Source organism: Sphingomonas panaciterrae (genome assembly GCF_036890205.1).
Taxonomy (GTDB): domain Bacteria; phylum Pseudomonadota; class Alphaproteobacteria; order Sphingomonadales; family Sphingomonadaceae; genus Sphingomonas; species Sphingomonas panaciterrae.
The window spans coordinates 840,290-862,556 of record NZ_JAKNQR010000001.1 but is presented as its reverse complement, the minus strand read 5'-3'; the positions used below and the strand labels follow the sequence as shown (position 1 = coordinate 862,556).

Annotated in this window: 21 protein-coding genes; 10 read left to right on the top strand and 11 right to left on the bottom strand. The window is 67.3% G+C overall.

The genetic code is table 11. From position 1 onward, the window contains the following. Positions 1 to 35 precede the first annotated feature (35 nt). Complete coding sequence (locus tag L8F96_RS04215) at positions 36 to 1,550, bottom strand: peptide MFS transporter (protein WP_156167231.1); 1,515 nt, start codon at positions 1,548 to 1,550, stop codon at positions 36 to 38. A gap of 239 nt (positions 1,551 to 1,789) precedes the next feature. Here L8F96_RS04215 and L8F96_RS04210 point away from each other — a divergent pair, with 239 nt between their 5' ends. Then, positions 1,790 to 2,368: a nitroreductase family protein gene (locus tag L8F96_RS04210; RefSeq protein WP_125944256.1), complete on the top strand. Its 579-nt coding sequence runs from the start codon at positions 1,790 to 1,792 to the stop codon at positions 2,366 to 2,368. 4 nt (positions 2,369 to 2,372) lie between these two features. On the opposite strand, the gene L8F96_RS04205 is transcribed toward L8F96_RS04210, so the two are convergent. From L8F96_RS04205 to L8F96_RS04190, 4 genes are all read right to left on the bottom strand, one after another. After that, complete coding sequence (locus tag L8F96_RS04205; protein ID WP_046409190.1) at positions 2,373 to 2,711, bottom strand: DMT family protein; 339 nt, start codon at positions 2,709 to 2,711, stop codon at positions 2,373 to 2,375. A gap of 55 nt (positions 2,712 to 2,766) precedes the next feature. Continuing rightward, on the bottom strand, positions 2,767 to 3,684 hold the full coding sequence (locus L8F96_RS04200; RefSeq protein ID WP_334655201.1) for an MliC family protein: 918 nt from the start codon (positions 3,682 to 3,684) through the stop codon (positions 2,767 to 2,769). Further along, positions 3,665 to 4,009, bottom strand: a complete 345-nt coding sequence (locus tag L8F96_RS04195; RefSeq protein ID WP_046409191.1) for a hypothetical protein — start codon at positions 4,007 to 4,009, stop codon at positions 3,665 to 3,667. Before L8F96_RS04195 ends, L8F96_RS04200 begins: the two co-directional genes overlap by 20 nt. Positions 4,010 to 4,091: 82 nt before the next feature. Beyond that, entirely contained in the window at positions 4,092 to 5,324 is a 1,233-nt protein-coding gene (locus L8F96_RS04190; RefSeq protein WP_334655199.1) for a multidrug effflux MFS transporter, read from the bottom strand. 111 nt (positions 5,325 to 5,435) lie between these two features. On the opposite strand from L8F96_RS04190, the gene L8F96_RS04185 reads away from it, so the two are divergent. Next, a complete protein-coding gene (locus L8F96_RS04185) occupies positions 5,436 to 5,921 on the top strand; it encodes a hypothetical protein (RefSeq protein WP_334655198.1) in 486 nt (161 codons plus the stop codon). Positions 5,922 to 6,023: 102 nt separating this feature from the next. After that, a complete protein-coding gene (locus L8F96_RS04180; RefSeq protein WP_334655197.1) occupies positions 6,024 to 6,980 on the top strand; it encodes an isopenicillin N synthase family dioxygenase in 957 nt (318 codons plus the stop codon). 63 nt (positions 6,981 to 7,043) lie between these two features. Here L8F96_RS04180 and L8F96_RS04175 read toward each other — a convergent pair whose 3' ends face one another. Continuing rightward, a complete protein-coding gene (locus L8F96_RS04175) occupies positions 7,044 to 7,694 on the bottom strand; it encodes a L,D-transpeptidase family protein (protein WP_052742528.1) in 651 nt (216 codons plus the stop codon). A gap of 203 nt (positions 7,695 to 7,897) precedes the next feature. Between L8F96_RS04175 and L8F96_RS04170 the strand changes: the two genes are divergently transcribed. Beyond that, positions 7,898 to 8,602 carry a murein L,D-transpeptidase catalytic domain family protein gene (locus L8F96_RS04170; protein ID WP_125944260.1) on the top strand — a complete coding sequence of 235 codons (705 nt, stop codon included), beginning with the start codon at positions 7,898 to 7,900 and terminating at the stop codon, positions 8,600 to 8,602. On the opposite strand, the gene L8F96_RS04165 is transcribed toward L8F96_RS04170, so the two are convergent. The 3 genes from L8F96_RS04165 to L8F96_RS04155 are packed head-to-tail and all read right to left on the bottom strand — an operon-like array spanning position 8,584 to position 12,470. Next, the gene (locus tag L8F96_RS04165) at positions 8,584 to 9,648 is read right to left on the bottom strand and encodes a glycosyltransferase family 2 protein (RefSeq protein WP_334655193.1); all 1,065 of its coding nucleotides are present in this window, start codon (positions 9,646 to 9,648) and stop codon (positions 8,584 to 8,586) included. The two genes, L8F96_RS04170 and L8F96_RS04165, sit on opposite strands and share 19 nt — an antisense overlap. Continuing rightward, complete coding sequence (locus L8F96_RS04160; RefSeq protein WP_334655192.1) at positions 9,645 to 12,116, bottom strand: DegT/DnrJ/EryC1/StrS family aminotransferase; 2,472 nt, start codon at positions 12,114 to 12,116, stop codon at positions 9,645 to 9,647. Before L8F96_RS04160 ends, L8F96_RS04165 begins: the two co-directional genes overlap by 4 nt. 42 nt (positions 12,117 to 12,158) lie before the next feature. After that, positions 12,159 to 12,470 carry a chorismate mutase gene (locus L8F96_RS04155; protein WP_046409195.1) on the bottom strand — a complete coding sequence of 104 codons (312 nt, stop codon included), beginning with the start codon at positions 12,468 to 12,470 and terminating at the stop codon, positions 12,159 to 12,161. Between the two features lie 176 nt (positions 12,471 to 12,646). Here L8F96_RS04155 and rpsD point away from each other — a divergent pair, with 176 nt between their 5' ends. Further along, positions 12,647 to 13,261 (top strand): 30S ribosomal protein S4, encoded by a 615-nt coding sequence (gene rpsD / locus L8F96_RS04150; RefSeq protein ID WP_334655189.1) that lies wholly within the window; start codon positions 12,647 to 12,649, stop codon positions 13,259 to 13,261. Positions 13,262 to 13,349: 88 nt separating this feature from the next. Here the strand turns inward: rpsD and L8F96_RS04145 are convergent, their stop codons facing one another. Beyond that, positions 13,350 to 15,341, bottom strand: a complete 1,992-nt coding sequence (locus L8F96_RS04145; protein WP_334655187.1) for an alpha/beta hydrolase family protein — start codon at positions 15,339 to 15,341, stop codon at positions 13,350 to 13,352. 141 nt (positions 15,342 to 15,482) lie between these two features. On the opposite strand from L8F96_RS04145, the gene L8F96_RS04140 reads away from it, so the two are divergent. Further along, complete coding sequence (locus L8F96_RS04140) at positions 15,483 to 17,126, top strand: M28 family metallopeptidase (protein ID WP_334655186.1); 1,644 nt, start codon at positions 15,483 to 15,485, stop codon at positions 17,124 to 17,126. Next, positions 17,123 to 18,088 (top strand): agmatine deiminase family protein, encoded by a 966-nt coding sequence (locus L8F96_RS04135; RefSeq protein ID WP_334655185.1) that lies wholly within the window; start codon positions 17,123 to 17,125, stop codon positions 18,086 to 18,088. The genes L8F96_RS04140 and L8F96_RS04135 overlap by 4 nt, the downstream gene beginning before the upstream one ends. A 49-nt stretch (positions 18,089 to 18,137) precedes the next feature. Here L8F96_RS04135 and purB read toward each other — a convergent pair whose 3' ends face one another. Beyond that, the gene (gene purB / locus L8F96_RS04130) at positions 18,138 to 19,451 is read right to left on the bottom strand and encodes an adenylosuccinate lyase (RefSeq protein WP_301090813.1); all 1,314 of its coding nucleotides are present in this window, start codon (positions 19,449 to 19,451) and stop codon (positions 18,138 to 18,140) included. A gap of 217 nt (positions 19,452 to 19,668) precedes the next feature. On the opposite strand from purB, the gene L8F96_RS04125 reads away from it, so the two are divergent. The 3 genes from L8F96_RS04125 (at position 19,669) to L8F96_RS04115 (ending at position 22,164) form a co-directional block, all read left to right on the top strand. Further along, positions 19,669 to 20,124 carry an EF-hand domain-containing protein gene (locus tag L8F96_RS04125; RefSeq protein WP_145118291.1) on the top strand — a complete coding sequence of 152 codons (456 nt, stop codon included), beginning with the start codon at positions 19,669 to 19,671 and terminating at the stop codon, positions 20,122 to 20,124. A 145-nt stretch (positions 20,125 to 20,269) separates the two neighbouring features. Next, on the top strand, positions 20,270 to 21,220 hold the full coding sequence (locus tag L8F96_RS04120) for a polysaccharide deacetylase family protein (RefSeq protein WP_125944267.1): 951 nt from the start codon (positions 20,270 to 20,272) through the stop codon (positions 21,218 to 21,220). Continuing rightward, entirely contained in the window at positions 21,217 to 22,164 is a 948-nt protein-coding gene (locus tag L8F96_RS04115) for a GNAT family N-acetyltransferase (RefSeq protein ID WP_231621928.1), read from the top strand. The genes L8F96_RS04120 and L8F96_RS04115 overlap by 4 nt, the downstream gene beginning before the upstream one ends. Positions 22,165 to 22,267: the final 103 nt, after the last annotated feature.

The window sequence follows — 22,267 nt, the reverse complement described above, 5'->3', positions numbered from 1 at the left end:
GCGCGATGCGTCCGCGGTGACAGGCCGGTATCGTGTCAGCGGCGCGTTTCTCCCGCCGTGTTCAGCCCCGCCGCCGCCGGTTCGGCAAGCTCCGGCTCGCCGGCCATCGCATGGTCGGTGTCGTCGTGCAGCGTGTCGAGGTGCATCATCCGCTTGACCAGCGGGCTCAGCACCAGGACGACCGCGGCGATGCCGATCGTCCACCAGCCGATGGTGGAATAGACCGCCAGCGTCGCCTCCTTGGTCATCTCGCCGCCTTCGCCGCCGGTCGCCTCACCGATCTTGCCGGCGACGAAATTGCCGACCGCCGTCATGTAGAACCAGGCGCCCATGATCAGGCTGGCGAGGTGCTTGGGGGCGAGCCGGTTCATCGCGCTGAGCCCCACCGGCGACAGGCACAGCTCACCGGTCGTCTGCAGGAAGTAGATGGCGAAGACGAAGAACACCGGCGTTGCGACTTCGACGCCGACGGTATGGGCGCCCCAGACGAACACCAGGAACGACAGGCCGACCTGCGCCAGCGCGAGGCCGAACTTGGCCGGCGCCGACGGCTCCAGCCCGCGCTTGCCCAGGAATACCCACAGGCCTGCGAAGATCGGGCCGAGCAGCACGATGTAGATCGGGTTGATCGACTGGAACAGCGATGCCGGCACCCCGCCACGATCGACGAAGCGATCGGTGTAGAGGTTGAGGCTGCCGCCGGCCTGTTCGAACAGGCCCCAGAACACCGGGTTCAGCGCGATCAGGAACAGCACCACGAACATGCGGTCGCGGGCATGTTTTTCCAGCTTCAGGCTCTCGAAAAGCACATAACCGAGCATGCCGATGCCCGAGATGATGAGCAGCGTCTGGATGACGTCCTGATACTGGACCAGCGCCCAGATCACGAGGACGGAGGCGAGGCCGACCGCATAAAGCGACCATTCGGTCCGCGCCTTCAGCGGCCGCGGTGCCTCACCCTTGCCCAGCAGCAGCGGCTTGCCGAGGATGAAGACGACGAGGCCGAGCAGCATGCCGACGCCCGCCGCGCCAAAGCCATAGGCCCAGCCATAGGTCTCGCCCAGCCAGCCGGCCATGATCGTGCCGATTGCAGCGCCAGTGTTAATGCCGATGTAGAAGATGGTGTAGGCACCGTCGCGGCGCGTGTCGGTCAGCGGGTAGAGCTGCCCGACGATCACCGAGATATTGGCCTTCAGGAAGCCGGTGCCGACGATGATGAAGGCAAGCGCCAGCCAGAAGACGTTGATTGCGGCCGATCCCTGGCCGCCGTCGCCTTCCACCGCCATCAGCAGATGGCCAAGCGTCAGCAGGACCGCACCGAAGGTCACCGCCTTGCGCTGACCCAGATAGCGATCGGCCAGATAGCCGCCGAGCACCGGGGTGATGTACACCAGGCTGGTATAGGCGCCGTAGATGAGGTTCGATTTGCTGTCGTCGAACAGCCAGTGCTTGGTCAGGTAAAAGATCAGCAGCGCGCGCATGCCATAGTAGGAGAAACGCTCCCACATTTCGGCGAAGAACAGCACGTACAGGCCTTTGGGGTGCCCCATGAACTCGGGGCCCTTCTTGACCGCGCCGGCGACACCGCCAGCGAGCAGGATCGCAAGGAATCCCAGTGCGATCGAGGGGATGATGGGCAAAATACGCTCCCTGGAAGTCAGGTGGGGATCATCGATATCCCGAATTGATTCAGCCTAGCGCGCAATTTCGCGATGCCCAAGCATTGTTGCGAACGAAACGTTTCGCGGTTGGACGCTCGACTTGCGAACGATTCGCGATAAAGAGGCGCATGTTCAATGACCTTTCCTCTCCTCTCGCGCTTCTGCGCACCCGCCGCTCGGGCAAGCCGCGCGATCTCGCCGGCCCGGGACCGAGCGACGCGCAGCTGCAGGAAATGTGCGCCATCGCCTGCCGCACGCCCGATCATGGCAAGCTGGCGCCGTGGCGTTTCGTCATCGTCGGGGCGGACCAGCGCGACGCCTTCGCCGAGGTGCTGCGGGCGGCGTATCTGGCAGAGCGACCGGAGGCGAAGCGGCTCGAGCTCGAATCGATCGAACAGTTCGCGCATCAGGCCGCGGCGCTGGTCGTCGCCCTGTCATCGCCGCGCACCGACAGCCAGATTCCCTTGTGGGAACAGGAATTGTCGGCGGGTGCGGCGTGCATGAACCTGCTCCATGCGGCGCATGCGATGGGCTTTGCCGGCGGCTGGCTGACGACGTGGGCGGCGTTTGACGACCGGGTGCGCGATGCCTTTGGCGCGGCCCCCGAGCGGATCGCCGGCTTCATCTTTATCGGCACGCCGTCGCGGCCGCTGGAGGAACGCCCGCGGCCGGATCTTGCCGACACGGTCACCCACTGGCGCCCTTGAGGCGTCAGCTTTTCCCGGCAAACATGAAGGCGGCGGCGCCGACCAGGCAGACGAAGGCGCCGGCGTGCCGCCAGCTCAATTGTTCGCCCAGCACAACGACCGCAAAGACGCCGAACACCAGCAGCGTGATCACCTCCTGCGCGATCTTCAGCTGCCCGCCGCTCCAGCCGCTGGCATAGCCCAGCCGGTTGGCCGGCACGGCGAAACAATATTCGACCAGCGCGATTGCCCAGCTCAACAGGATGACGGTGGGCAGCGGCTTCGCCATGCCGCCCTTCAAATGCCAATACCAGGCGATCGTCATGAAGACGTTGGAGATCAGCAGGAGCGCGAGCGTCGGCATGATTCCCGCCTAGTCGCGTCCGACGGCGGTTGGAAGCTGCCGGCCGCTTGGCCCCTTAATTGTCAAGATCACGGCATGCGTGCTGCTTTCCCGACGGCTCGGTCAGCGTCGCGTCGCGCCCCTTGCCGCGCAGTTCGTAGCCGCTTCCTTCATACCAGATGCCGGACGCGGCGCGCTGCGCGGGGATCTGCACCTTCGCGCCCGGCAGGGCCAGCGCCACGGTACCGGCGGCATTGTCGAAGACGGCGGTGAAGGCGAGGCCGTCGCGGCACCGGAACCGCGCCGTCACCTGGTCAGGCGTTGCGGAGGCAGCGGCGCCGGGGCGCGGCTTCAGCGCCGAAGCCGAGATATGCCATTGCCGCTGCTGCTCGGTGGCACCGTCGACGGGGCCGGTGCGATGAAGCGTGATCGGCCCGGCGAGCGTGAAGGGATCGCCATTCTTCAGCGTGCCGGTCACGCGCACCGGCACGGTGATGTACCGCTGCCCGGCGCCGGCATCGATCCGGCCCGGCTCGCCCACCTCGCCCTTGAAGCTGCGATAGCGTGCGAAGCTGGCGGCGAAATCCGCCTCGCTCATGCCTGACGCCGCGCCGCCCCGGTCCCATAGCGACCGGGCGGTGGCGAAATCGCGGTCGGCGATCAGCGCCAGGTAGCGGCGCACGACCGCCGCGGCCTCCGCGGCGCCGGGCTCCGCTACCTTTTCTGTCGCGCCCGCCACTGGCGCTGATGCGCTGGCAGATGGGGAGGCGAGGGGAGCGGGCCGGGCGCTCGCCGGGGCCGTCGATGCAGCCGTCGGACCGCCGTTGCTCGACCCGCTGGCATAGGCTCCGACCGATTCGTGCGCTGCCTGCGCGGCATTGCCGATATCGACCTGGCCCGACGGCTGCTGCGGCGAACAGGCGGTCGCCAGCAGCAGCGTTGCCGTCGTCAGGACGAAGCGCCGCCGCTGCCGGTCAGGGATTGAGCGCGACATCGTCCGGGTCGTCGAGATCTTCATCTTCGGCGATCGACCCGTCGTCGAATTCATCCTGGACGACGTCTTCATCGATATCGTCCTCATCCTGATCGGCATCGTCATCCTGCTCGGCGACCTGATCGTCGCGCATCAGCAGTTCGTCTTCCTGCTCGTCATCGTCGTCGTTGGCGTCGGTATCGGGATCAAGATCGGTGATGATCGTGCCGTCGCCCGGCCCGTCCCGCGTCGCTTCCAGGATTTCGGCACGCTGGCTTTCGTCATAGCCATCCTCGTCGAAACCGTCGTCACCCGAACCGTGGCTCGTCACCTGATGGCCGCCCATGATAATCCTCCTGATCGAGGATGCTGCAACGGCCGCACGCTACGCGCGGTTCCGGCGCATCGCGTGGGCCGCGCAGTGTAGCTCAGGCGGGGTGGAACAACCGCCCGCGCTCCGTCAGCCCGGCGGCGAGCAGCGCGGCAAGTCCCGCAAGCAGGAAGGCGATCGTCAGTGGCGCAGTGGTGCCGTCGAATGACTGGCCCACCACCATGCCCAGCCCCGACCCGATCGTGATCGCCAGGAACCCCTGCACGCTCGACGCCGTGCCTGCGATATGCCCCATCCGCTCCATCGCCAGCGACGAGAAGTTGGACGTGGACAGTGCGAAACAGGCGAGCGTCAGTGCCTGCGCAATGCCAAAGGTCCACAGCGTCTCGCGCCCGCTCAGCACCAGCGCGAGATGCGCCAGGCTGATCACCACCAGTGCCGCGACCGCGCCATGCCCCAGCCGGCGCATGCCCAGCCGCATCACCAGCCGCGAATTGGCGAGATTGGCCACCGCCATGGTTGCCGCGGTCGTCGCGAACACGACGATCAGCAGCTGCGGGCTGCCGAATGTCTCGGCCATGATCGGCTCGATCGTGCCGAGGTAGCCATAAAGTGCGCCGGTCAGCGCTGCGGCCGCCAGCGAATAGCCGAGCGACAGGCGGTCGGTCAGCGCGATGCGCCAGCCGGCCAGGATTGGTCCGGGCTCGATGGGGCGGCGATCCTCGGGATGTTGCGTCTCGGGCAGGCGGATCGCGATCCAGCCGGCGAGCAGCAGCGCTGCCCCGGCGATGATCCAGAAGATCGTCCGCCAGTCGCCGAACAGCAGGATGCCGGCGCCCAGCGCGGGCGCCGCGACCGGCACCGCCATGAACACCATGAAGGCCAGCGACATGATCCGCGCCATCGACCGGCCGGAAAAACAATCGCGCACCATCGCGACGGTCGCGACGCGGCACCCGGCGACGCACGACCCGCCCAGGAAGCGCGCGACCAGCAGCAGGGGGAAGCTTTGCGCCAGCGCGGCAAGAATGTTGGTCGCGGCATAAAGCGCCAGCACGACCAGCAGCAGGCGCCGCCGCCCGAACCGATCCGTCAGGGGCCCGTGCAGCAGCTGCGCCACCCCAAATCCGACACCGAAGATGGTGATGACATATTGGCGATCGGTGACGTCGGTCACGCCCAGCGCGTTGCCGATGTCGGGCAGCGCGGGCAGCATCGTGTCGATGCCCAGCGCCGCCATCGCCATCAGCGACGCGGTTATGGCGATGAATTCGCCGATGTGGATCGGGGCGCCGCGATCGACGTTGGCGACGGGAAGGGGCGCGGACATCGTGCCGCCCTAGGCGGGAACGGTCGTCGTGTCAGCCGGCTTGACGGGCGGGCTTGCCGGAACCACCCGCTTGCTTAGTGTGTTATCGAAACAGTACACGAAAGGTCTGCCATGCGTTCGCTCCTGCTTCCCGTCGCGCTCTGCGCGTTTGGCCTCGCGGCCTGCGATCGCCAGGATGGGCAGGGCACGACCGTGTCGATCGATGCTGGCAACGGCGCCGCGTCGATCAATGGCGCGACGGGGGAGGTGAAGCTCGACACGCCGCTCCTCAAGGGTTCGATCAAGCTGCCGAGCATGCAGTTCACCGGCGACAATTTCGAGATCAACGGCGTGCACCTCTATCCGGGGACGAAGATCGGCGCGATGAACGTCAACGCCGGCGGTAATGAGGGGGACGGCGTGGTGCGCATGTCGTTCGAAAGCCCCGCGGCCGTCGACACGGTGCGCGACTGGCTGGCGGGCGAGTTCGCCAAGGCCGGGACAACGGTGAAGGTGTCAGGCAACACGCTGAGCGGCGACACCGATGGCGAACCGTTCCGCATCGACCTGCAACCAGCCGGCGACCGCGCCGCCGGCACGGTGACGATCGGCGGCTGAACACCCGCTCGCCCGGACGCGCGGGCGGCACCGCGCACTGGCGGGCGAACCGTCGGATGACTATGTGGCGCCTTTCATTAGTTCGTGATTGAGGCGTTTTTGATGCTTGATACCCCGCTGGCGAAGGTGCCGACCCTGAGCCTTGCCGATCAGGCGCGCGATCCCGATCGCTTCGCGGCCGATCTGGGCGGGTCGTTCCGCCGATTCGGGTTCGCGATCGTCGCGGATCACGGCGTGCCGCAGGATCTGATTGCGCGCGCCTGGCGTCAGACGGAGGCGCTGTTCGCGCTGCCGGAGGCGGAGAAGCGCGGCTATTTCGTCGAAGGCGCCGGCGGCGCGCGTGGCTACACGCCGTTCAAGACCGAGATCGCCAAGGACGCCAAGCACGTCGACCTAAAGGAATTCTGGCACGTGGGGCGCGAACTGCCCGCCGGCCACCCCTATGCCGACGAAATGCCCGCCAATGTCTGGCCGACCCGGCCAGAGGGTTTCCGCGACACGTTCCTCGAGCTGTTCCAGGCATTCGACACCGCGGGCGACAAGCTGCTCTCCGCCATCGCGCGTGACCTGGGCCTCGCCCCCGACTGGTTCGATCCGGCCGTGAAGGACGGCAATTCGGTGCTTCGCCTGCTCCACTATCCGCCGATCCCGGCCGATGCGGAGGGGGTTCGCGCCGGCGCGCATGAGGATATCAACCTCATCACCCTGCTGCTCGGCGCCGAGGAATCGGGGCTCGAACTCCTCGACCGGGATTCGGGCCAGTGGCTCGCGATCAAGCCGCCGGAGGGCGCGATGGTCGTCAACGTCGGCGACATGCTGCAGCGGCTGACCAACCATGTCCTGCCGTCGACCACGCACCGCGTCGTCAATCCGCCGGTCGAGCGTCGCGGCCATTCGCGCTATTCGATGCCGTTCTTCCTGCACCCCGCGCCCGATTTCATGATCGAGACGCTGCCGCAGACGATCACGGCCGAAAACCCGAACCGCTATCCGACGCCGATCACCGCCAACGGCTATCTGCATGAGCGGCTGGTCGAGATCGGCCTGATCAAGAAGTAAGCAGTAAGGAGATCCGCGGGTGCCGCCACGTGCGCGGCACCTGCCGATCATTGTGCGCCGACCTCAGCGGCTGGCGATTTCCGTCGCGCCGCCCTTGATCGCCGCCTCATTGGCCGCGATCGTCATCTGCGCATCGCTGCGCGGCGCGGGCATGTCACCCGAATAGGAAACGTCGGTCACCTCGACGGTCGCGCCCATCTCGGTTGCGGCGAACAGCTTCTTGGCGAAGCTTGCCGGCACGCGGATGCAGCCGTGCGAGGCGGGGAAGCCCGGGTTCTTGCCGGCATGGATCGCGATCCCGTCCCACGTCAGGCGCTGCATGAACGGCATCGGCGCATTGTCGTAGAGGTTGGAGCGGTGCATCTCCTTCTTCTGGAGGATGGTGAACACGCCGACCGGCGTTTCCTTGCCCTCCTTGCCCGTCGACACGGTGGACACCGCGACCAGCGCATCGCCGCGATACACATAGGCCTTCTGGTCCGGGATGCTGATGAGGATGCTCACCGGCCCGGCCGCGACGTCATTTTCCCACAGATACTTGCCGGGCGTCAGCGTCGCTGCGGCTTCAACCAGCGCAACGGCAGAGGATGTGACATGGCTGGCCGACCCGGCGGTCGCCGTCGCAGTTGACGTTGACGTTTCCGCCAGAGCGGGCATAGACGTGATGGCTGCCAGTCCAAAGGCAGCCGGCAGCAAGGCGCGAATCATGCGCATGGTGCGACCCCATTTTGTTGTGGTGGCCCGATCATCGGGCCGTCGCATCAGTAAACGCGCGCTATTGACATTTGTGCCATACGATGAGCCGCGCGATTTGCGCGGTGGACGCACGCGAATCCGTCAGATTGGTTCCCGCTGCTGAAGATTTTTCACCTTTTCCCTGCTATACAGTCGCTTAGCGGGAAGGGACTGGAAGATTGATGGCGAAGATGGGTGACACGGTGCCGACGCGCCGCGGATTGTTGAAGACGGCGGGTGCTCTGGCGGGGGCAATGATTATTCCGGACGCGGTGTCTGCCGCGATGCGCGCGGCGGAGCCCAAGCAGGTGCCGCTGACGTCCTCCGGTCTGGCGCCGGTGCGCCCTGCGCCCCGCGTCGTGCCCAGTTCGCCGCGCGTCGTCCGCCCGGAATTGATGCGCGAGGCGCTCGCGGCGCTGGAGCGTCACGGTAACACGATCAAGCTGCGCGACCGGATCGTCATTGCCGACTTTTCGGCCCCCTCGTCGCAGCCGCGCTTCCACTTCATCGATCTGGTCAGCGGCAAGAGCGTGTCGAAGCTGGTCGCGCATGGCAGCGGCTCCGATCCGGGGCACACCGGCTTCCTGCAGCGCTTCTCGAACAAGAACGGCTCGAATGCGTCGTGCGAAGGCGCCTTCCTCGCCGACAATTACTATGTCGGGAAGCATGGCAAGTCGCAGCGGCTGATCGGCCTCGATCCGACCAACGACAATGCGCTCGCCCGCGCGATCGTGGTGCATGGCGCCTGGTATTCGAACCCGGACATGGTCCGCACGCACGGCCGCCTTGGCCGCAGCCAGGGCTGTTTCGCGGTCGGTGAGCGTGAGCTGGCGGAAACGTTCGAGCGGCTCGGCCAGGGCCGGATGATCTACGCCGCGAAGGTCTGACGGCGCGTTGCGCTTCGGGCTCGGCCGATCAGCCGGGCCCATAACAATTCTTCCAGCCCCGCGTGGCCTAGGCCCAGGTGCGGCGGTCGGACGCGCAGCGCCTCCGCCAGCGTCAGCGTCCCCGACCGCAGCGAGACGCGCGCCACGTCGGCCCAGCGCCGCGCCGTGGTCCAGCGGACCAGCCGGACATCCGCCGCCTCGCACGGCTGGTCCAGCAAAAACGCCTCCTGCAATCGCACCAGCACATCGCCGAGCCGGGCCAGCGCCGCGCGGTCCGGCACGGGCTGGCGGTGCATCAGGTGCTCGACCACCAGCGCCGCCGCGGCATCCGCATCCTCGCCCAGCACCGGCGCATAGGCGCCTGCCAGCACGCGCCGCGCGCTCGTCAGCATGATATCCTCATAGCGTTGCGACGCTCCGCCGGCGTGACGGCGATAGGCGAGCAGCGGGGTGTCGATCCGGGCGATCGGGCCCAGCGCCGACAGGCGATGATAGAGGTCGAAATCCTCGGCATAGAGGATCTCCGGCCGGGTGAATGGCGTCAGCCGGCGCGCGGCGTCCGCACGCACCATCACCGACGACCAGACAAACGGATTCTCGATCCGGATCAGCCAGCGCAGCAGCGCGGGCGAGGTATAGGCGACGTGCGGGGAGGGTAGCAGGCGCGCGCCGTCCAGCACCTCCGTCGCGCTCGCCACCATCACCATTTCCGGATGGGCATCGAGATAGGCGACCTGTCGCGCGAACCGTTCCGGCAGGCAAAGATCGTCCTGGTCCAGCCCGGCGATATAGCGGCCGCGTGCCTCGGCGACGGCACGGTTGCGCGCACGCACCGGCCCGCCATTCTGCTCCAGCGCGATCACCCGCAGCCGCGGGTCGGGCCATGATCGCAGCACGTCCAGCGTATGGTCGGTCGAACGATCGTCGACGACGATGATCTCGAAATCGCCACGGGTCTGCTTCTGCAGCGTCGCCAGCGTGGCGGGCAGGAACTCGGCGCCATTATACGCCGCCATGATGACGCTGACGGCGGGCATCAGCGTCATGCCGCCGCGCGCGTCCGCCCGGCGAGAAGCTGGTCGACGATCATCATGCCCACGTCATTCTGCCACAGCCACAGGCCGTTTGCCTGGCCGACGAAGCTCGACTCGCCGCCCAGCCGCCCGTGCGGGACGAAGCCGGCGGCCAGCCCGATGCCGTAAAGGCCGGGGACCGGCGCCCCTGCCGCATCGCGCACGCGGCAGGCGTCGTCGACCATCGGCGCACCGCTGTGCGCGGCGATCGACAGCGGGCGCCCGTCGGCATCCTCCAGCGGCAGGGCGCGCGGGCGATAGCCGAGCGCCGCGATGACCAGATCCGCCCCGGCCAGGATGTCGCGCGCGGCCGCATCCTCGTCACCGGCCACCCGGTGCAGCGCCACGCGCGGCTCGGGCGTACGACCGTCGATCCCCAGCATCCGCAGCACCAGCTCGCGCGCCTCCAGCCGGAATCCGGCGAGGCGATAGACGAAGCCCGACACCGGGCAGATGTCGCTCGGGCCGAAATCGGTGAAGCCTTCGGCATGGGCGGCATCGACCGAATGGTAGAAGGGGCGAAGCGGCCGGCGGTGCAGCAGCGTGATCCCGCCCGCGCCAAAGGGCAGTGCGGGTCGCTCGCGCAGCAGCAGCGCCACGGTGGTCAGCGCGCTGGTCGATCCGCCGATTACCGCCACGCGCGGACTGCGCTTCTGCGACAGCAGGTCGGCGACCATCTCGAACCCGCCGCGCGCCAGCACCGAATCCGACTGGAGCAGCCGGTTGCCGGCAATCTCCATCAGCGGCACGCCGGCCACCTCCTGCGTCACTAGCCGGTCGAGCGGCTGATGCCCGCCGGTCGCGATCACCAGGTTGCGCGCCACCCGCTCGCTGTCGTTGTGGGTCGCGCCATCACGCAGGCGGACGTGCCACAGGCCGTCCTTGCGCCGCGCGCCCAGCGCCTCGGTATTGGTCAGGACCGTTCCGCCCTGCGCAGTGACGCCGGCGTGCAGCCGCTCGCCGACCGCACGCAGCAGCGGGCCGACCTCGGCCAGCGGCACGCCCAGCGAGGCGCGATGCCGCGCCACTGCCAGCGCCGCGGGATGATCGACCAGCGACGCGATCGCGCCGTCGGGATTGTTCTCGATCGCCGACAGGAAGGTCTGCGCGGTCGAGTCCGACGTGATGGCATAGCGGCCAAGCTGCCCGCCGCCGATCGCGCCGTCACGCTCGACGATCACCAGTCCGCGCGACAATTCGGGCAGCAGGCCGTGGCGGCTCGCCGCGGTCAGCATCGCGGTGCCGGCCGGGCCGCCGCCGATGATCATCGTTTCCGCAACCGGCGGTGCGGAGACGGCGATCGGACGGCTGCGCCGCGCCACCACCCGGTCGAGCGTCGCGACGACATGGTGGACGTCGTCGGGCGTCATGGTGTCGGACAGCGGCAGCGACAGCAGCCGGCCGCCCACCATGTCGGCGACCGGCGTCTGTTCGATATGGCCGATGCTGCGGATCCACGGCTGTTCGCCGAGGTGCGGGCTGAAATACTTCCCCGCGCCAATCCCTTCCTCGCCGAGCCGCGCGATGATCGCGTCGCGCTCGTGCGTGCGCTCGGACGGCAGCAGCAGCGGGAAGAAGCCCAGCGCCTGCTGGCCGGGCCGGCGCGCCTGCGTCACGTAGCGACCGGCCACCGCGCTGCGATAGCTGCGGGCCAGCTGCTCGCGGTGGCGTGACACTGCGTCGAAATCCTCCAGCCGTGCCTGCGCCACCAGCGCCATCGCTTCGGGCAGCTTGGCGTTCAGGCCGGGCAAGGTTGCGGTGCGCGGCGCGGTGAATCCGAAATTGGCCATCGCCCGCAGCCGCTCGATCCGGTCCGGGTCGGCGCAGTGGATCAGGCCACCTTCCTGGGTCGCGAACGGCTTGGTCGCGTGCATGGAGAATACGACGGGGAAGGGCGCGCCCGCACCGAAGCCGAGCCCCGCGGCATCGGTCGTCCCCAGCGACGCCGCCGCATCCACCACCACCGCAACGCCATAGCGGTTGGATAGCCAGCGATAGCGGTCGAGGTCGATGCCATAGCCGAAGGTCGCATATGGAACGATGGCGGCGATCTGCGCGCCGTGCCGCTCCAGCAGCTCCTCTTCCTCATTGGCCGCGGCGGACCAATTGTCCGCATCGATGTCGCAGACGAGGGGGGTCAGCCCGGCCCACCATGCCGCCTGCGCCGTGGCGGCAAAGGTCAGCGCCGGCATCAGCGCGAACCGCCCCGCCGGCCCGTCGCTCACCGCATCGCGCAGCGCGATCATCAGCCCCAGCGTCGCATTGGCGACCGCAAGGCAGGCGCCCTTGCCGCCGAACAATTGCTCGGTGGCACTGGCCTCGAATCCGCGCAGCACCGGTCCGTTGTTGCTGTAGATCCCCGCCTCTTCGATCCGGGCGAGACCCTCGGCAAGTTTGCTCAGCCGTGGCGGATGCGGCGTGATCAGCGGCAAGCGTTTCATCGGACGGTGTTTCCTCCCGTCCGTGATTGTGCCTGATGCGACCTAAGACTTTGTTACCCGTCGATCATAGGCATCAAGTTCATAAGCGATCGATGCTTCGACCAGCGCATCCCACAATTGCGCGATTGCTTGTTCAGGCAGGCCAAGCTCGGCGGCATAAGCGCTGGCATTGGCGATGACCTGCGCCTTGCGGCCCTCGTCGCGCACATGGCCACGCTCCGGCTTGATGCGGGCGGCGGCGTCCATATAGTCGAACCGGCGGCGCAGCAGGGCGACCAGCTCGCGGTCCAGCTGGTCCACGCCGGCGCGTACCTCGGCCATGGTGGTGCATTCTTGTCCGGGAAGGATCGTCATGGCGGCGCCTTGGCCGCCCGGCGCGGGCCTGTCCAGCTTGACTTGAAACGGGTCTGCGGCTAGGCGCGCCGCTTCGCGATCGCCCCTGCATCCCGGTGAAGCAGGTGGCCTGCCCGTGCCCGGCACGGATGGTGCGATACCGGGACCAACGTTGTTAGCAAATCGAAGGAAAGACGATGTCGAAGCGCCATAGCGCCAAGCACAAGCTCGATCGCCGTTTGGGCGAGAACATCTGGGGTCGCCCGAAGAGCCCGGTCAACAAGCGTGAATACGGCCCCGGCCAGCACGGTCAGCGCCGCAAGGGCAAGGTGTCGGACTTCGGCATCCAGCTGCGCGCCAAGCAGAAGCTGAAGGGCTATTACGGCGACGTCACCGAGAAGCAGTTCCGTCACTGCTACGACGAAGCTGCCCGGATGAAGGGTGATACCTCGCAGAACCTGATCGGCCTGCTCGAGCGTCGCCTCGACATGATCGTGTACCGTGCGAAGTTCGCGCCGACGATCTTCGCCGCGCGCCAGCTCGTCAGCCACGGCCACGTCTATGTGAACGGCGTGAAGTGCAACATCGCGTCGCGCCGCTGCGCGGTGAACGACGAGATCACCATCGGCAAGAAGGCGCAGGAAATGGCGCTGGTGCTCGAGGCGCAGAGCCTCGCCGAGCGCGACGTGCCCGACTATGTCGTTCAGGACGGCACCACCAAGGTCACCTTCATCCGCGTCCCGACGCTGGACGAAGTGCCGTACCCGGTGAAGATGGAACCGAACCTGGTCGTCGAATACTACAGCCGCTGATCCGATGCTCCGGCGATGGCCGGAGCGTCACCAGGTGGTGGATGGAAAAAAAAGGGCGGTCCTGCGGGGCCGCCCTTTTTCGTTCGGGTCACATCTTCATGGACGTGCGCAGGAAGGCATCGGCCTTCTCCAGCATGTCGGCGCGAGCCGAGCCACTCTCGATCGAATGGGCCTCGCCGTCATATTCGACCAGCTGGACCCGCTTGCCTGCGCCGCGCAGCCGGGCCTGCATCAGGCGCGATGCCTCGATCCCGACGTTGAGGTCGAGGTCGCCGTGGAACAGCAGCACCGGCGACTTGATCGCGGCGGCATTCTGCGCCGGCGAGCCCTCGCGCAAATGCGGGCCGGACCCGATCATCGCCGCGACCTGCGGGTAATAGCGATTCTCGAGATACTGATCCTTCAGCGACACCAGATCGGTGACCGGCGCGATCGCCACCACTGCGCGGTACAGGTCCGGATCGAGCACCTGCGATTGAAGCGCCGCATAGCCGCCGTACGACCAGCCGACGATGCCCAGCCGTGACGCGTCGGCGATGCCCTGCTTCACCAGCCATCGTCCGGCGTCGTTGACGTCGCCCACCGCGGTTCGCCACGACTGGAAGCCATTGTTGCGGAACCACTCGCTGCCATAGCCGGCCGAGCCGCGGAAATTGGGCTGGAGCACCGCATAGCCGCGCGCCGCGAAGAACTGGACCAGCCAGTCGAAGCCCCATTCGTCACGCGCGCTCGGCCCGCCATGCGGCATCACGATCGCGGGCAGGTTCTTGCCCGAATGACCGACCGGCAACGTCAGATAGCCGGGGATCATCGTGCCGTCGGCCGCCGGGAAGGACACCGGCTTCATCGGCGCCAGCTTCATCGTCGCCAGCTCGGGCCGTGCCGGCGCGATCTCGGTCAGCCGCTTGGTTGCCTTCTGGAACACATAATAGCGCCCCGGATCGATATCGCTGTGGGTGTAGAGCAGCAGCGTATTCTCGTCCGCGCTCGCGTCGATGAACGATACCACCGGCTGGTTCGGCAGCGCCTTGCTCAGCGCCGTGGAGAGCGCGTGCAGCTCCTTGTCGAAGAAGACGGCAGTGCGCTTGTCGGTGGCGAAGCTGCCGCCGACGACGCGCTGCTGCCGACCGACACGCATCAGGCCGTCGACATCGACCTCTGGGTGCGACAGCATCAGTTCGCGTTTCATCGACCCGTCCAGCGCGACCCGCCACAGGCCCTTGCGGCCGCCGGCATCCTCGAAACCGTAGGCGACGTTCAGCTTGGGGTCGACGGCATAGGGATTGAACCCCTTCCACGTCGCTCCCGCCATCTCCAGCTTGCTGAGCGGTTCCCAGTCGGTCGCGTCCGACCGCCGATAGAAATAGTTGATGACGTTGCTGGAGTAACCCGTGCCGGCGATCGGCCGTACGCCCATGATGCGGATCGTGCCCATGCCGTCGGTGATATATTCCACCGCGTCGCGGCGCGGTCGCACGGTCGGCCTGCGTTCCAGCGTGGACAGGTTCACGCGTTCGACGCCCAGGCCATAGGCATCCTTCTGCACCAGCCGCCCGATCGACGTTTCCGGCACATAGGTACGCAGCAGCAGGATATTGCCCTTGCTGTCGCCGGTCAGGTCGATGACGTCGCCGCCGTAACGGCTGCCGAACAGCGATCGATCGTTCGCGCGCGCCGTCACGATCTTGAAGTTCTTCCCGTCGACATCGACGGAGACCAGCCGTGAAAAGGCCTCGACCGCCCCGGCATGGCGCAGCATGACGTGGATCTTGCAGATCAGGCGCGTGTCGGTCGCCCAGTTGCACCATTTCAGGTGATCGCCTTCGCCGCTCGATCGCATGATCGATGCCGGCTCGCCGCCCTTCAGCGGCTCGGCGATCAGCAACGCCGTTTCGCGGTTCTTGCCGGGCACCACCATGGCGATCTTGCTGCCATCGGGCGACAGGCTGATATCCGCCATCGAATATCGGGCGCCAAAGGCTCGCGCAGTGGCGGTGGCATCCTGCGCCTGTGCCGTCATCGGCAGAAACGTCGTCAGCAGCGCCGTCGCGAGAACGCGGCGCGTCCATCCTCTCATCATGTTTTATTCCCCCTTCTCAGAATCCTGCCGTGGGATCGTTACGCTGGCAAGCCACCACCGGCGGGGCAGCGGGCCTTGCGTTGCGGGGCGGCGATGAAGCTGTAAGGGGGATGGGTGCATGTTGCTGATGAGGTCGCCTTGATGCGTTCGTTGCTTGTCTCCTTCCTCGCCCTGACGGTCGCTACGCCCGCGCTGGCGCAGACCGTCCCCGCCATTTCCGTCGATACGCTGAAGACGGTGACTGAGGTCCTGTCCTCCGACGCGTTCGAGGGCCGCGCGCCGACCACGGCGGGTGAGGAAAAGACCATCGACTATCTGATCAAGCGTTTCTCGGCCGCCGGGCTGAAGCCGGGCAACAAGGGCCAGTGGACGCAGGACGTGCCGATGGTGGAGCTTACCGCGAAGAACGTCACCCCCTTCACCGCTACCGGCGGCAAGGCGCCCGTTACCTTCAACTATCGCACCGACATGGTCGTCGGCACGTACCGCGTCGTGCCGCAGGTCAGTCTGAAGGACAGCGATCTGGTCTTCGTCGGCTATGGCATCAATGCGCCGGAAAAGGGCTGGAACGATTATGCCGGGCTCGACGTGAAGGGGAAGACGGTCGTCATCCTCGTCAACGATCCCGACTGGGAAGTGAAGGAGGCGGGCGCTGCCGCCGGCCCGTTCGAAGGTCGCGCGATGACCTATTACGGCCGCTGGACCTACAAGTTCGAGGAAGCGGCCCGGCAGGGCGCAGCCGGCGCGATCATCGTCCATGATACCGCGCCTGCCGCCTACGGCTGGTCGGTCGTCCAATCCTCCTGGACCGGCCCGCAATACGGGCTGGACGAACCCGGCAACCACATGGACCAGAGCCAGGTGATCGGCTGGATCCAGCTGCCCAAGGCGAAGGAGCTGTTCGCCGCCGCCGGCAAGGATTTCGATCAATTGTCCGCCGCCGCCAAGCAGAAGGGCTTCCGCGCCGTCCCGCTCGGCCTGAAGCTGTCGGGCAGCTTCTCGAATGGCATCAAGCGCAGCACGTCGAAGAATGTCGTCGCGGTGCTGCCGGGGACGCAGGCGCCGGACGAGGTCGTGCTCTATTCGGCGCATTGGGATCACCTTGGCCGCTGCGACGCGGTGGATGACGATGACATCTGCAATGGCGCCGCCGACAATGCGACCGGCACTGCCGGCCTCGTCGCCATGGCGGAGGCGTTCGCTAAGGCCGGCCCCGCGCGCCGCTCGGTCGCCTTCGTCGCGGTGACGGCAGAGGAAAGCGGGCTGCTCGGCTCGCGCTATTACGCCGAAAACCCGGTCTATCCGCTCGGCAAGACGGTCGGCGGCGTCAACATGGACGTGCTGAACGTGCTGGGCGCCACCAAGGATTTCGAGATCACCGGCGCCGGCAAGTCGGAGCTGGAGGATATGGTGAAGCCGCTGCTCGCCGCGCAGGGCCGCCGCGTCTCGCCCGAATCCGCGCCGCAGGCGGGCGGCTATTACCGCTCGGACCATTTCAGCTTCGCCAAGCTGGGCGTGCCGATGCTGTCGGCCGGCAGCGGCGAGGATCTGGTGAACGGCGGCGTGCTGGCCGGAAAGGCCGCGGCCAAGGACTATAATGTGAAACGCTACCACGGCCCGAAGGACGAATATGATCCCAACTGGAACTGGGACGGCGCGCTTCAGGACATGACCATTTACTATCAGCTCGGCCGGCAGCTCGCCGATGGCACGATGTGGCCGAACTGGTATCCCACCGCAGAGTTCAAGGCGATCCGCGATGCATCGCGGCAGGAGACGAAATGACCCGCGCACCCCGTCCCGAATGGGCCCCGCACAAGGCCGTCTGGATCGGTTTTCCGAGCCATCCCGAATTGTGGCAGGAGGATCTCGATCAGGCGCGCGACGAAGTCGTCGCCTTCGCCGCGGCGGTCCATGCCGATGGCAAGGGCGAACAGGTGCTGCTCGTCGCCGCCAATGACGAGGCGGCTGACGCGGCGCGCGCCATGGCGCCTTTCGCGACGGTGATCGTCGAGCTGTTCGGCGACATCTGGCTGCGCGACACCGGCCCGATCATCGGCGCCGACGGCACCGCCAACAGCTTCCTCTTCAACGGCTGGGGCGGCAAGTACGACCTGCCGGGCGATGACGACATCGGCCTGCGCCTCGCCGCCGAGCGTGGCCAGACGCCGGCGCGGCACGATTGGGTGCTGGAGGGCGGGGCGATCGACGGCGACGGCACCGGCCTCGTCGTCAGCACCGAACAATGTTTGCTGAATCCCAACCGCAACCCTGCGCTTGACCGCACGCAGATCGAACAGCGGCTGCGCGACGACCTGGGCTATGATCGCATGCTGTGGCTCGGCGACGGGCTGCTCAACGACCACACCGACGGCCATGTCGACAATCTCGCGCGCTTCGTCGGCGAGGGGCGCCTCGCGCTTCCCGTCGCGGCGGAGAACGATCCCAATTGGCAGGTCTATCAGCAGGCCGCCGATCGCGCCCGAGCGTTCGGCGTGGAAGTCGTGCCGATCCCGTCACCGGGCCGCGTGCTGCGCGATGATGAGGTCGTGCCGGCGAGCTACATGAACTTCTACATCGGCAATGCCGCGGTCGTGGTGCCGCTCTACGGCGCCGCCAATGACGATGCGGCGGTCGCTGCGATCCAGGCGATCTTCCCCGATCGCCAGGTGGTCGGCCTGCGCGCCGATGCGATCCTGACCGGGGGCGGCAGTTTCCACTGCATCTCGCAGCAGATCCCGGCCTGATCCGGCGGCGCCCCTCCCGCGCATGATGCGGGGGAAGGGCGCCGGTCGGTCAGTTGCCGAACACGCGGGCGAAGATCGTGTCGACGTGCTTGTGGTGATAGCCAAGGTCGAACTCGGCATCGATCGCTTCGGGTGACAGCACCGCGGTCACTTCGGGATCGGCCTTCAGCAGTTCGTTCAGCGACAGCGCGCCGTCCGATTCCCACACTTTCATCGCGTTGCGCTGGACCAGCCGGTACGCATCCTCGCGGCTGACTCCCGCCTGCGTCAGCGCCAGCAGCACGCGTTGCGAATGGATGAGGCCGCCCATCCGGTCCATGTTGCGCTGCATCCGCTCCGGGTAAACCAGCAGCTTGTCGATGACGCCGGTCAGCCGGGCGAGCGCGAAGTCGAGCGTGATCGTCGCGTCGGGGCCGATATAGCGCTCAACCGACGAATGGCTGATGTCGCGCTCATGCCACAGCGCGACATTCTCCAGCGCCGGGGTGACATAGCCGCGCACCATGCGGGCAAGGCCGGTCAGGTTTTCGGTCAGCACCGGGTTGCGCTTGTGCGGCATCGCCGACGAGCCCTTCTGCCCCGGCGAGAAATATTCCTCCGCCTCCAGCACCTCGGTACGCTGCAGGTGGCGCACCTCGGTCGCCAGCCGCTCGATCGAGCTCGCGACGACGCCCAACGTGGCGAAGAACATCGCGTGGCGATCGCGCGGGATGACCTGGGTCGACACCGGCTCCACCGTCAGCCCCAGCTTGGCGGCGACATGCGCCTCGACGCGGGGGTCGATATTGGCAAAGGTGCCGACCGCGCCCGAAATCGCGCAGGTCGCGATTTCCGCCTTGGCGGCGAGCAGCCGCACGCGGCAACGATCGAATTCGGCATAGGCCTGCGCCAGCTTCAGGCCGAACGTCACCGGCTCGGCATGGATGCCGTGGCTGCGGCCGATCGTCGGCGTGAACTTGTGCTCCTCGGCGCGGCGGCGGATCACCGCCAGCAGCGCGTCGAGATCGGCGATCAGGATGTCGCTCGCCCGCGCCAGCTGCACGGCAAGGCAGGTGTCGAGCACGTCGGAGCTCGTCATCCCCTGGTGCATGAAGCGGGCCTGATCGCCGACCTGCTCCGCCACCCACGTCAGGAATGCGATCACGTCATGCTTGGTCACCGCCTCGATCGCGTCGATCGCGGCAACGTCGATCTCCGGATTGGTCCGCCACCACGCCCATAGCGCATCGGCGGCTTCCTTCGGCACCACGCCCAGTTCGGCGAGGGCCTCGGTCGCATGCGCCTCGATCTCGAACCAGATGCGAAAACGGGCTTCAGGCGTCCAGATCGCCGTCATGTCGGGCCGGGAGTAGCGCGGAACCATGTGAATTTCCTCGGTCGTGCTGGGGCAACGCCTCATGGTTGAGTCGTTGCAAAAACAGGGCTGGGTGCCGGTAGCAGGCTAGCGCAATCGCTTCAAATGCCCGACGAGGAACCGTATATCCAAGTTATCGGTTTATTGCGCCAAGTTGTTGTCCGAACCGCAAGGTTGAAAAGTGAAATACGCGACACGACATGGAATAGTATAAAGGAGAGAGATGATGCTGAAGAGCTTCATTCTGGCTGGTTCGATGATGGTTGCTGCCCCGGTGCTTGCGCAGGACGCGGCCGGGACTCAGCCGATGGCGCCGAGCGCTTCGCCCGCCCCCTCGACAACGCCGCAAGGTGCTGCCCCGGCGCAGCCCGCCGCGCCCGCGCAACCGGGTGGCGCCGCGACGGAGAGCGCCGCGGCGACTGGCGCCGATCAGGTCGCAAGCATCGTGAACGCCGAATTCGCCAGCTACGACAAGGACCGCAACGGCACGCTCGACAAGACCGAGTTCGCCGCCTGGATGGACGCGCTGAAGGCAAAGGCGCCCAATGCCGCGGCAAAGCCCGCCGATCCGAAGTGGAACGATGCGGCCTTCGCCCAGGCGGACAAGGACAAGTCGGCCTCCCTCACCAAGGATGAGCTGAGCGGCTTCCTCGGCAGCCCGGCCACTGCTGGCAGCCAGTAAGGCACAATTCTAAATTTCAGGGGGCGCGGCTCACCCCATGCCGCGCCGGCATCGCGGGCGGTCACCGGATCATCGGTGGCCGCCCGTTTGCCATTCCGGCGTGAACATTGGCGGAATCTTTACGGCGTGATGGTACAGCCGGTGCATGACCCCGGTCTTTCTCACCATCGATACCGAGATCGCGTGGCGCCACCATGCCGCGGGGCTCGCACCCGATGCGGTGGAGGCGCGATCGATCGAGCCGGGCGGCGTCGGCCTCGCCTGGCAGCTCGCGATGCTCAAGCGGCATGCGCTGAAGGCGACCTTCTTCGTCGATCCGATGCCGGCGCGTGTCTATGGTCTCGATCCCTTCCGGCGCATCGTCGCGGCGGTGCGCGACGCGGGGCAGGAGGTTCAGCTCCATCTCCATCCCAATTGGGTCGGTGCCGGCCTTGCGGATCGCGGCGCGCACGGAAAGTTCGAGCTGATCGACCTCGCCGGCGAGGAGCAGCAGCGCCTGCTGGCAGAGGCCGCCGCCCTGCTGGTGGAGGCGGGGGCACCCGCGCCGGTCGCCTTTCGCAGCGGCAGCTATTCGGCCAATGATGCGACGCTCGCGGCGCTCGCCGCGATCGGCATCGCCTATGACAGCAGCCACAATGGTGCGCACCATCCCTGGCCCAGTGCGATCGGCCTCGCGCCGTCGCAGATCGCCCCCGTCGAGCATGCGGGCGTGGTCGAGGTGCCGGTGACCGTGATCGAGGACCGCCCCGGCGTCTGGCGCAATGTCCAGATCTGCGCGCTGTCCGCCGCTGAGATGAGCGCGGCGCTCGATCACGCCATCATCGCCGATCATGCCGCGCTGACGATCGTCGGCCACAGTTTCGAACTCGCCAATCGCGCCGGCCTCGCGGCCAACCGCGTCCATGTCCAGCGGTTCGAGGCCTTGTGCCGGATGCTCGCCGCCCGCCGCGGCAAGGCGCCGACGACGCATTTCGCCGATCGCCCGAGGCTCCGGCTCGGCCGCGACGATCGCCCGCTCCCCGCCAGCCGCTGGCGGCGCGGGCGGCGCCAGGCGGAGCAGCTCTGGTCCAATCTGGTGGCCGAGCGGCGCGCGTGACGACGGCCGCCCTGCGCCTGCAGATCGGCGCCCGCACCTTCGCCACCATCCCGCGGCGCCTGACCCGCGTCGCGCTATCGCTCGATCAGGCGCTCGATCAGGCGCTCAATCAGGCGCTCGATCGGAAACTGGGCGGGGCGCTGCCGCCGCTGCCGCCGCTCGATCCCGCGGCGCACGGCTATCTCGTCACCTCGCTGCCACAGGCGCTGGCCCCCGACTGGCCCGGCGTGCTGTTCGAACGGTGGGTGATCTTCGAACGACAGCGTTACACCCGTTATTATGTCGATCTCGCCGCGGGGGAGGCGGCCTGGCGCGACGGCCTGTCACGGCAGGCGCGTTCCACCATGAAGCGCAAGGCGAAGAAGCTTGCCGCTGAATCGGGCGGCGCGCTCGATATCCGCCGCTTCCGCAGCGCTGCCGATCTCGCCGCCTTTCACCCGGTGGCGCGGCGGCTGGCGGAAAGGACCTATCAGGAACGGCTGATGGGGGCCGGTATCCCCGACGACCCCGCCTGGGTGCGCGCAATGCTGGCGCAGGCGGGCGAGGATCGGGTGCGCGCTTGGCTCCTTTATGTCAGCGATACGCCCGCCGCCTATCTGTGGTGCGGCGCCGACGGTGGGACGCTGCGCTATGATTATGTCGGCCACGATCCCGCCTTTGCCGCATTGTCGCCGGGCAGCGTCCTGATGGAAGCGGCGCTGGGTGACCTCTTTGCCGATCGCTTCGCCCGCTTCGATTTCACGGAGGGGGAGGGGCAGCACAAGCGCGGCATGGCGACCGGCGGGGTGGCATGCCGTGATCTGCTGCTGCTGCGCCCCTCGCTCGCCAATCGCGGCGCGGTCGCGCTGGTCGGCGGCTTCGATTCGGCGATGCGCGTGGCGAAGCGCCTGTCCGGCACCCCGCTGCTGCGCGGGGTCGCGCGCCGGATTCGTCGCGCAGGCTGAGCGACGGGGCGCGCGGCCGGCGCGGCGACATGCTATGGCGGTGCGATGACATGGGAACGACGCACCTTTCTGGCCGGCACGGCTGCAGCGGCGGTGGTCGGAC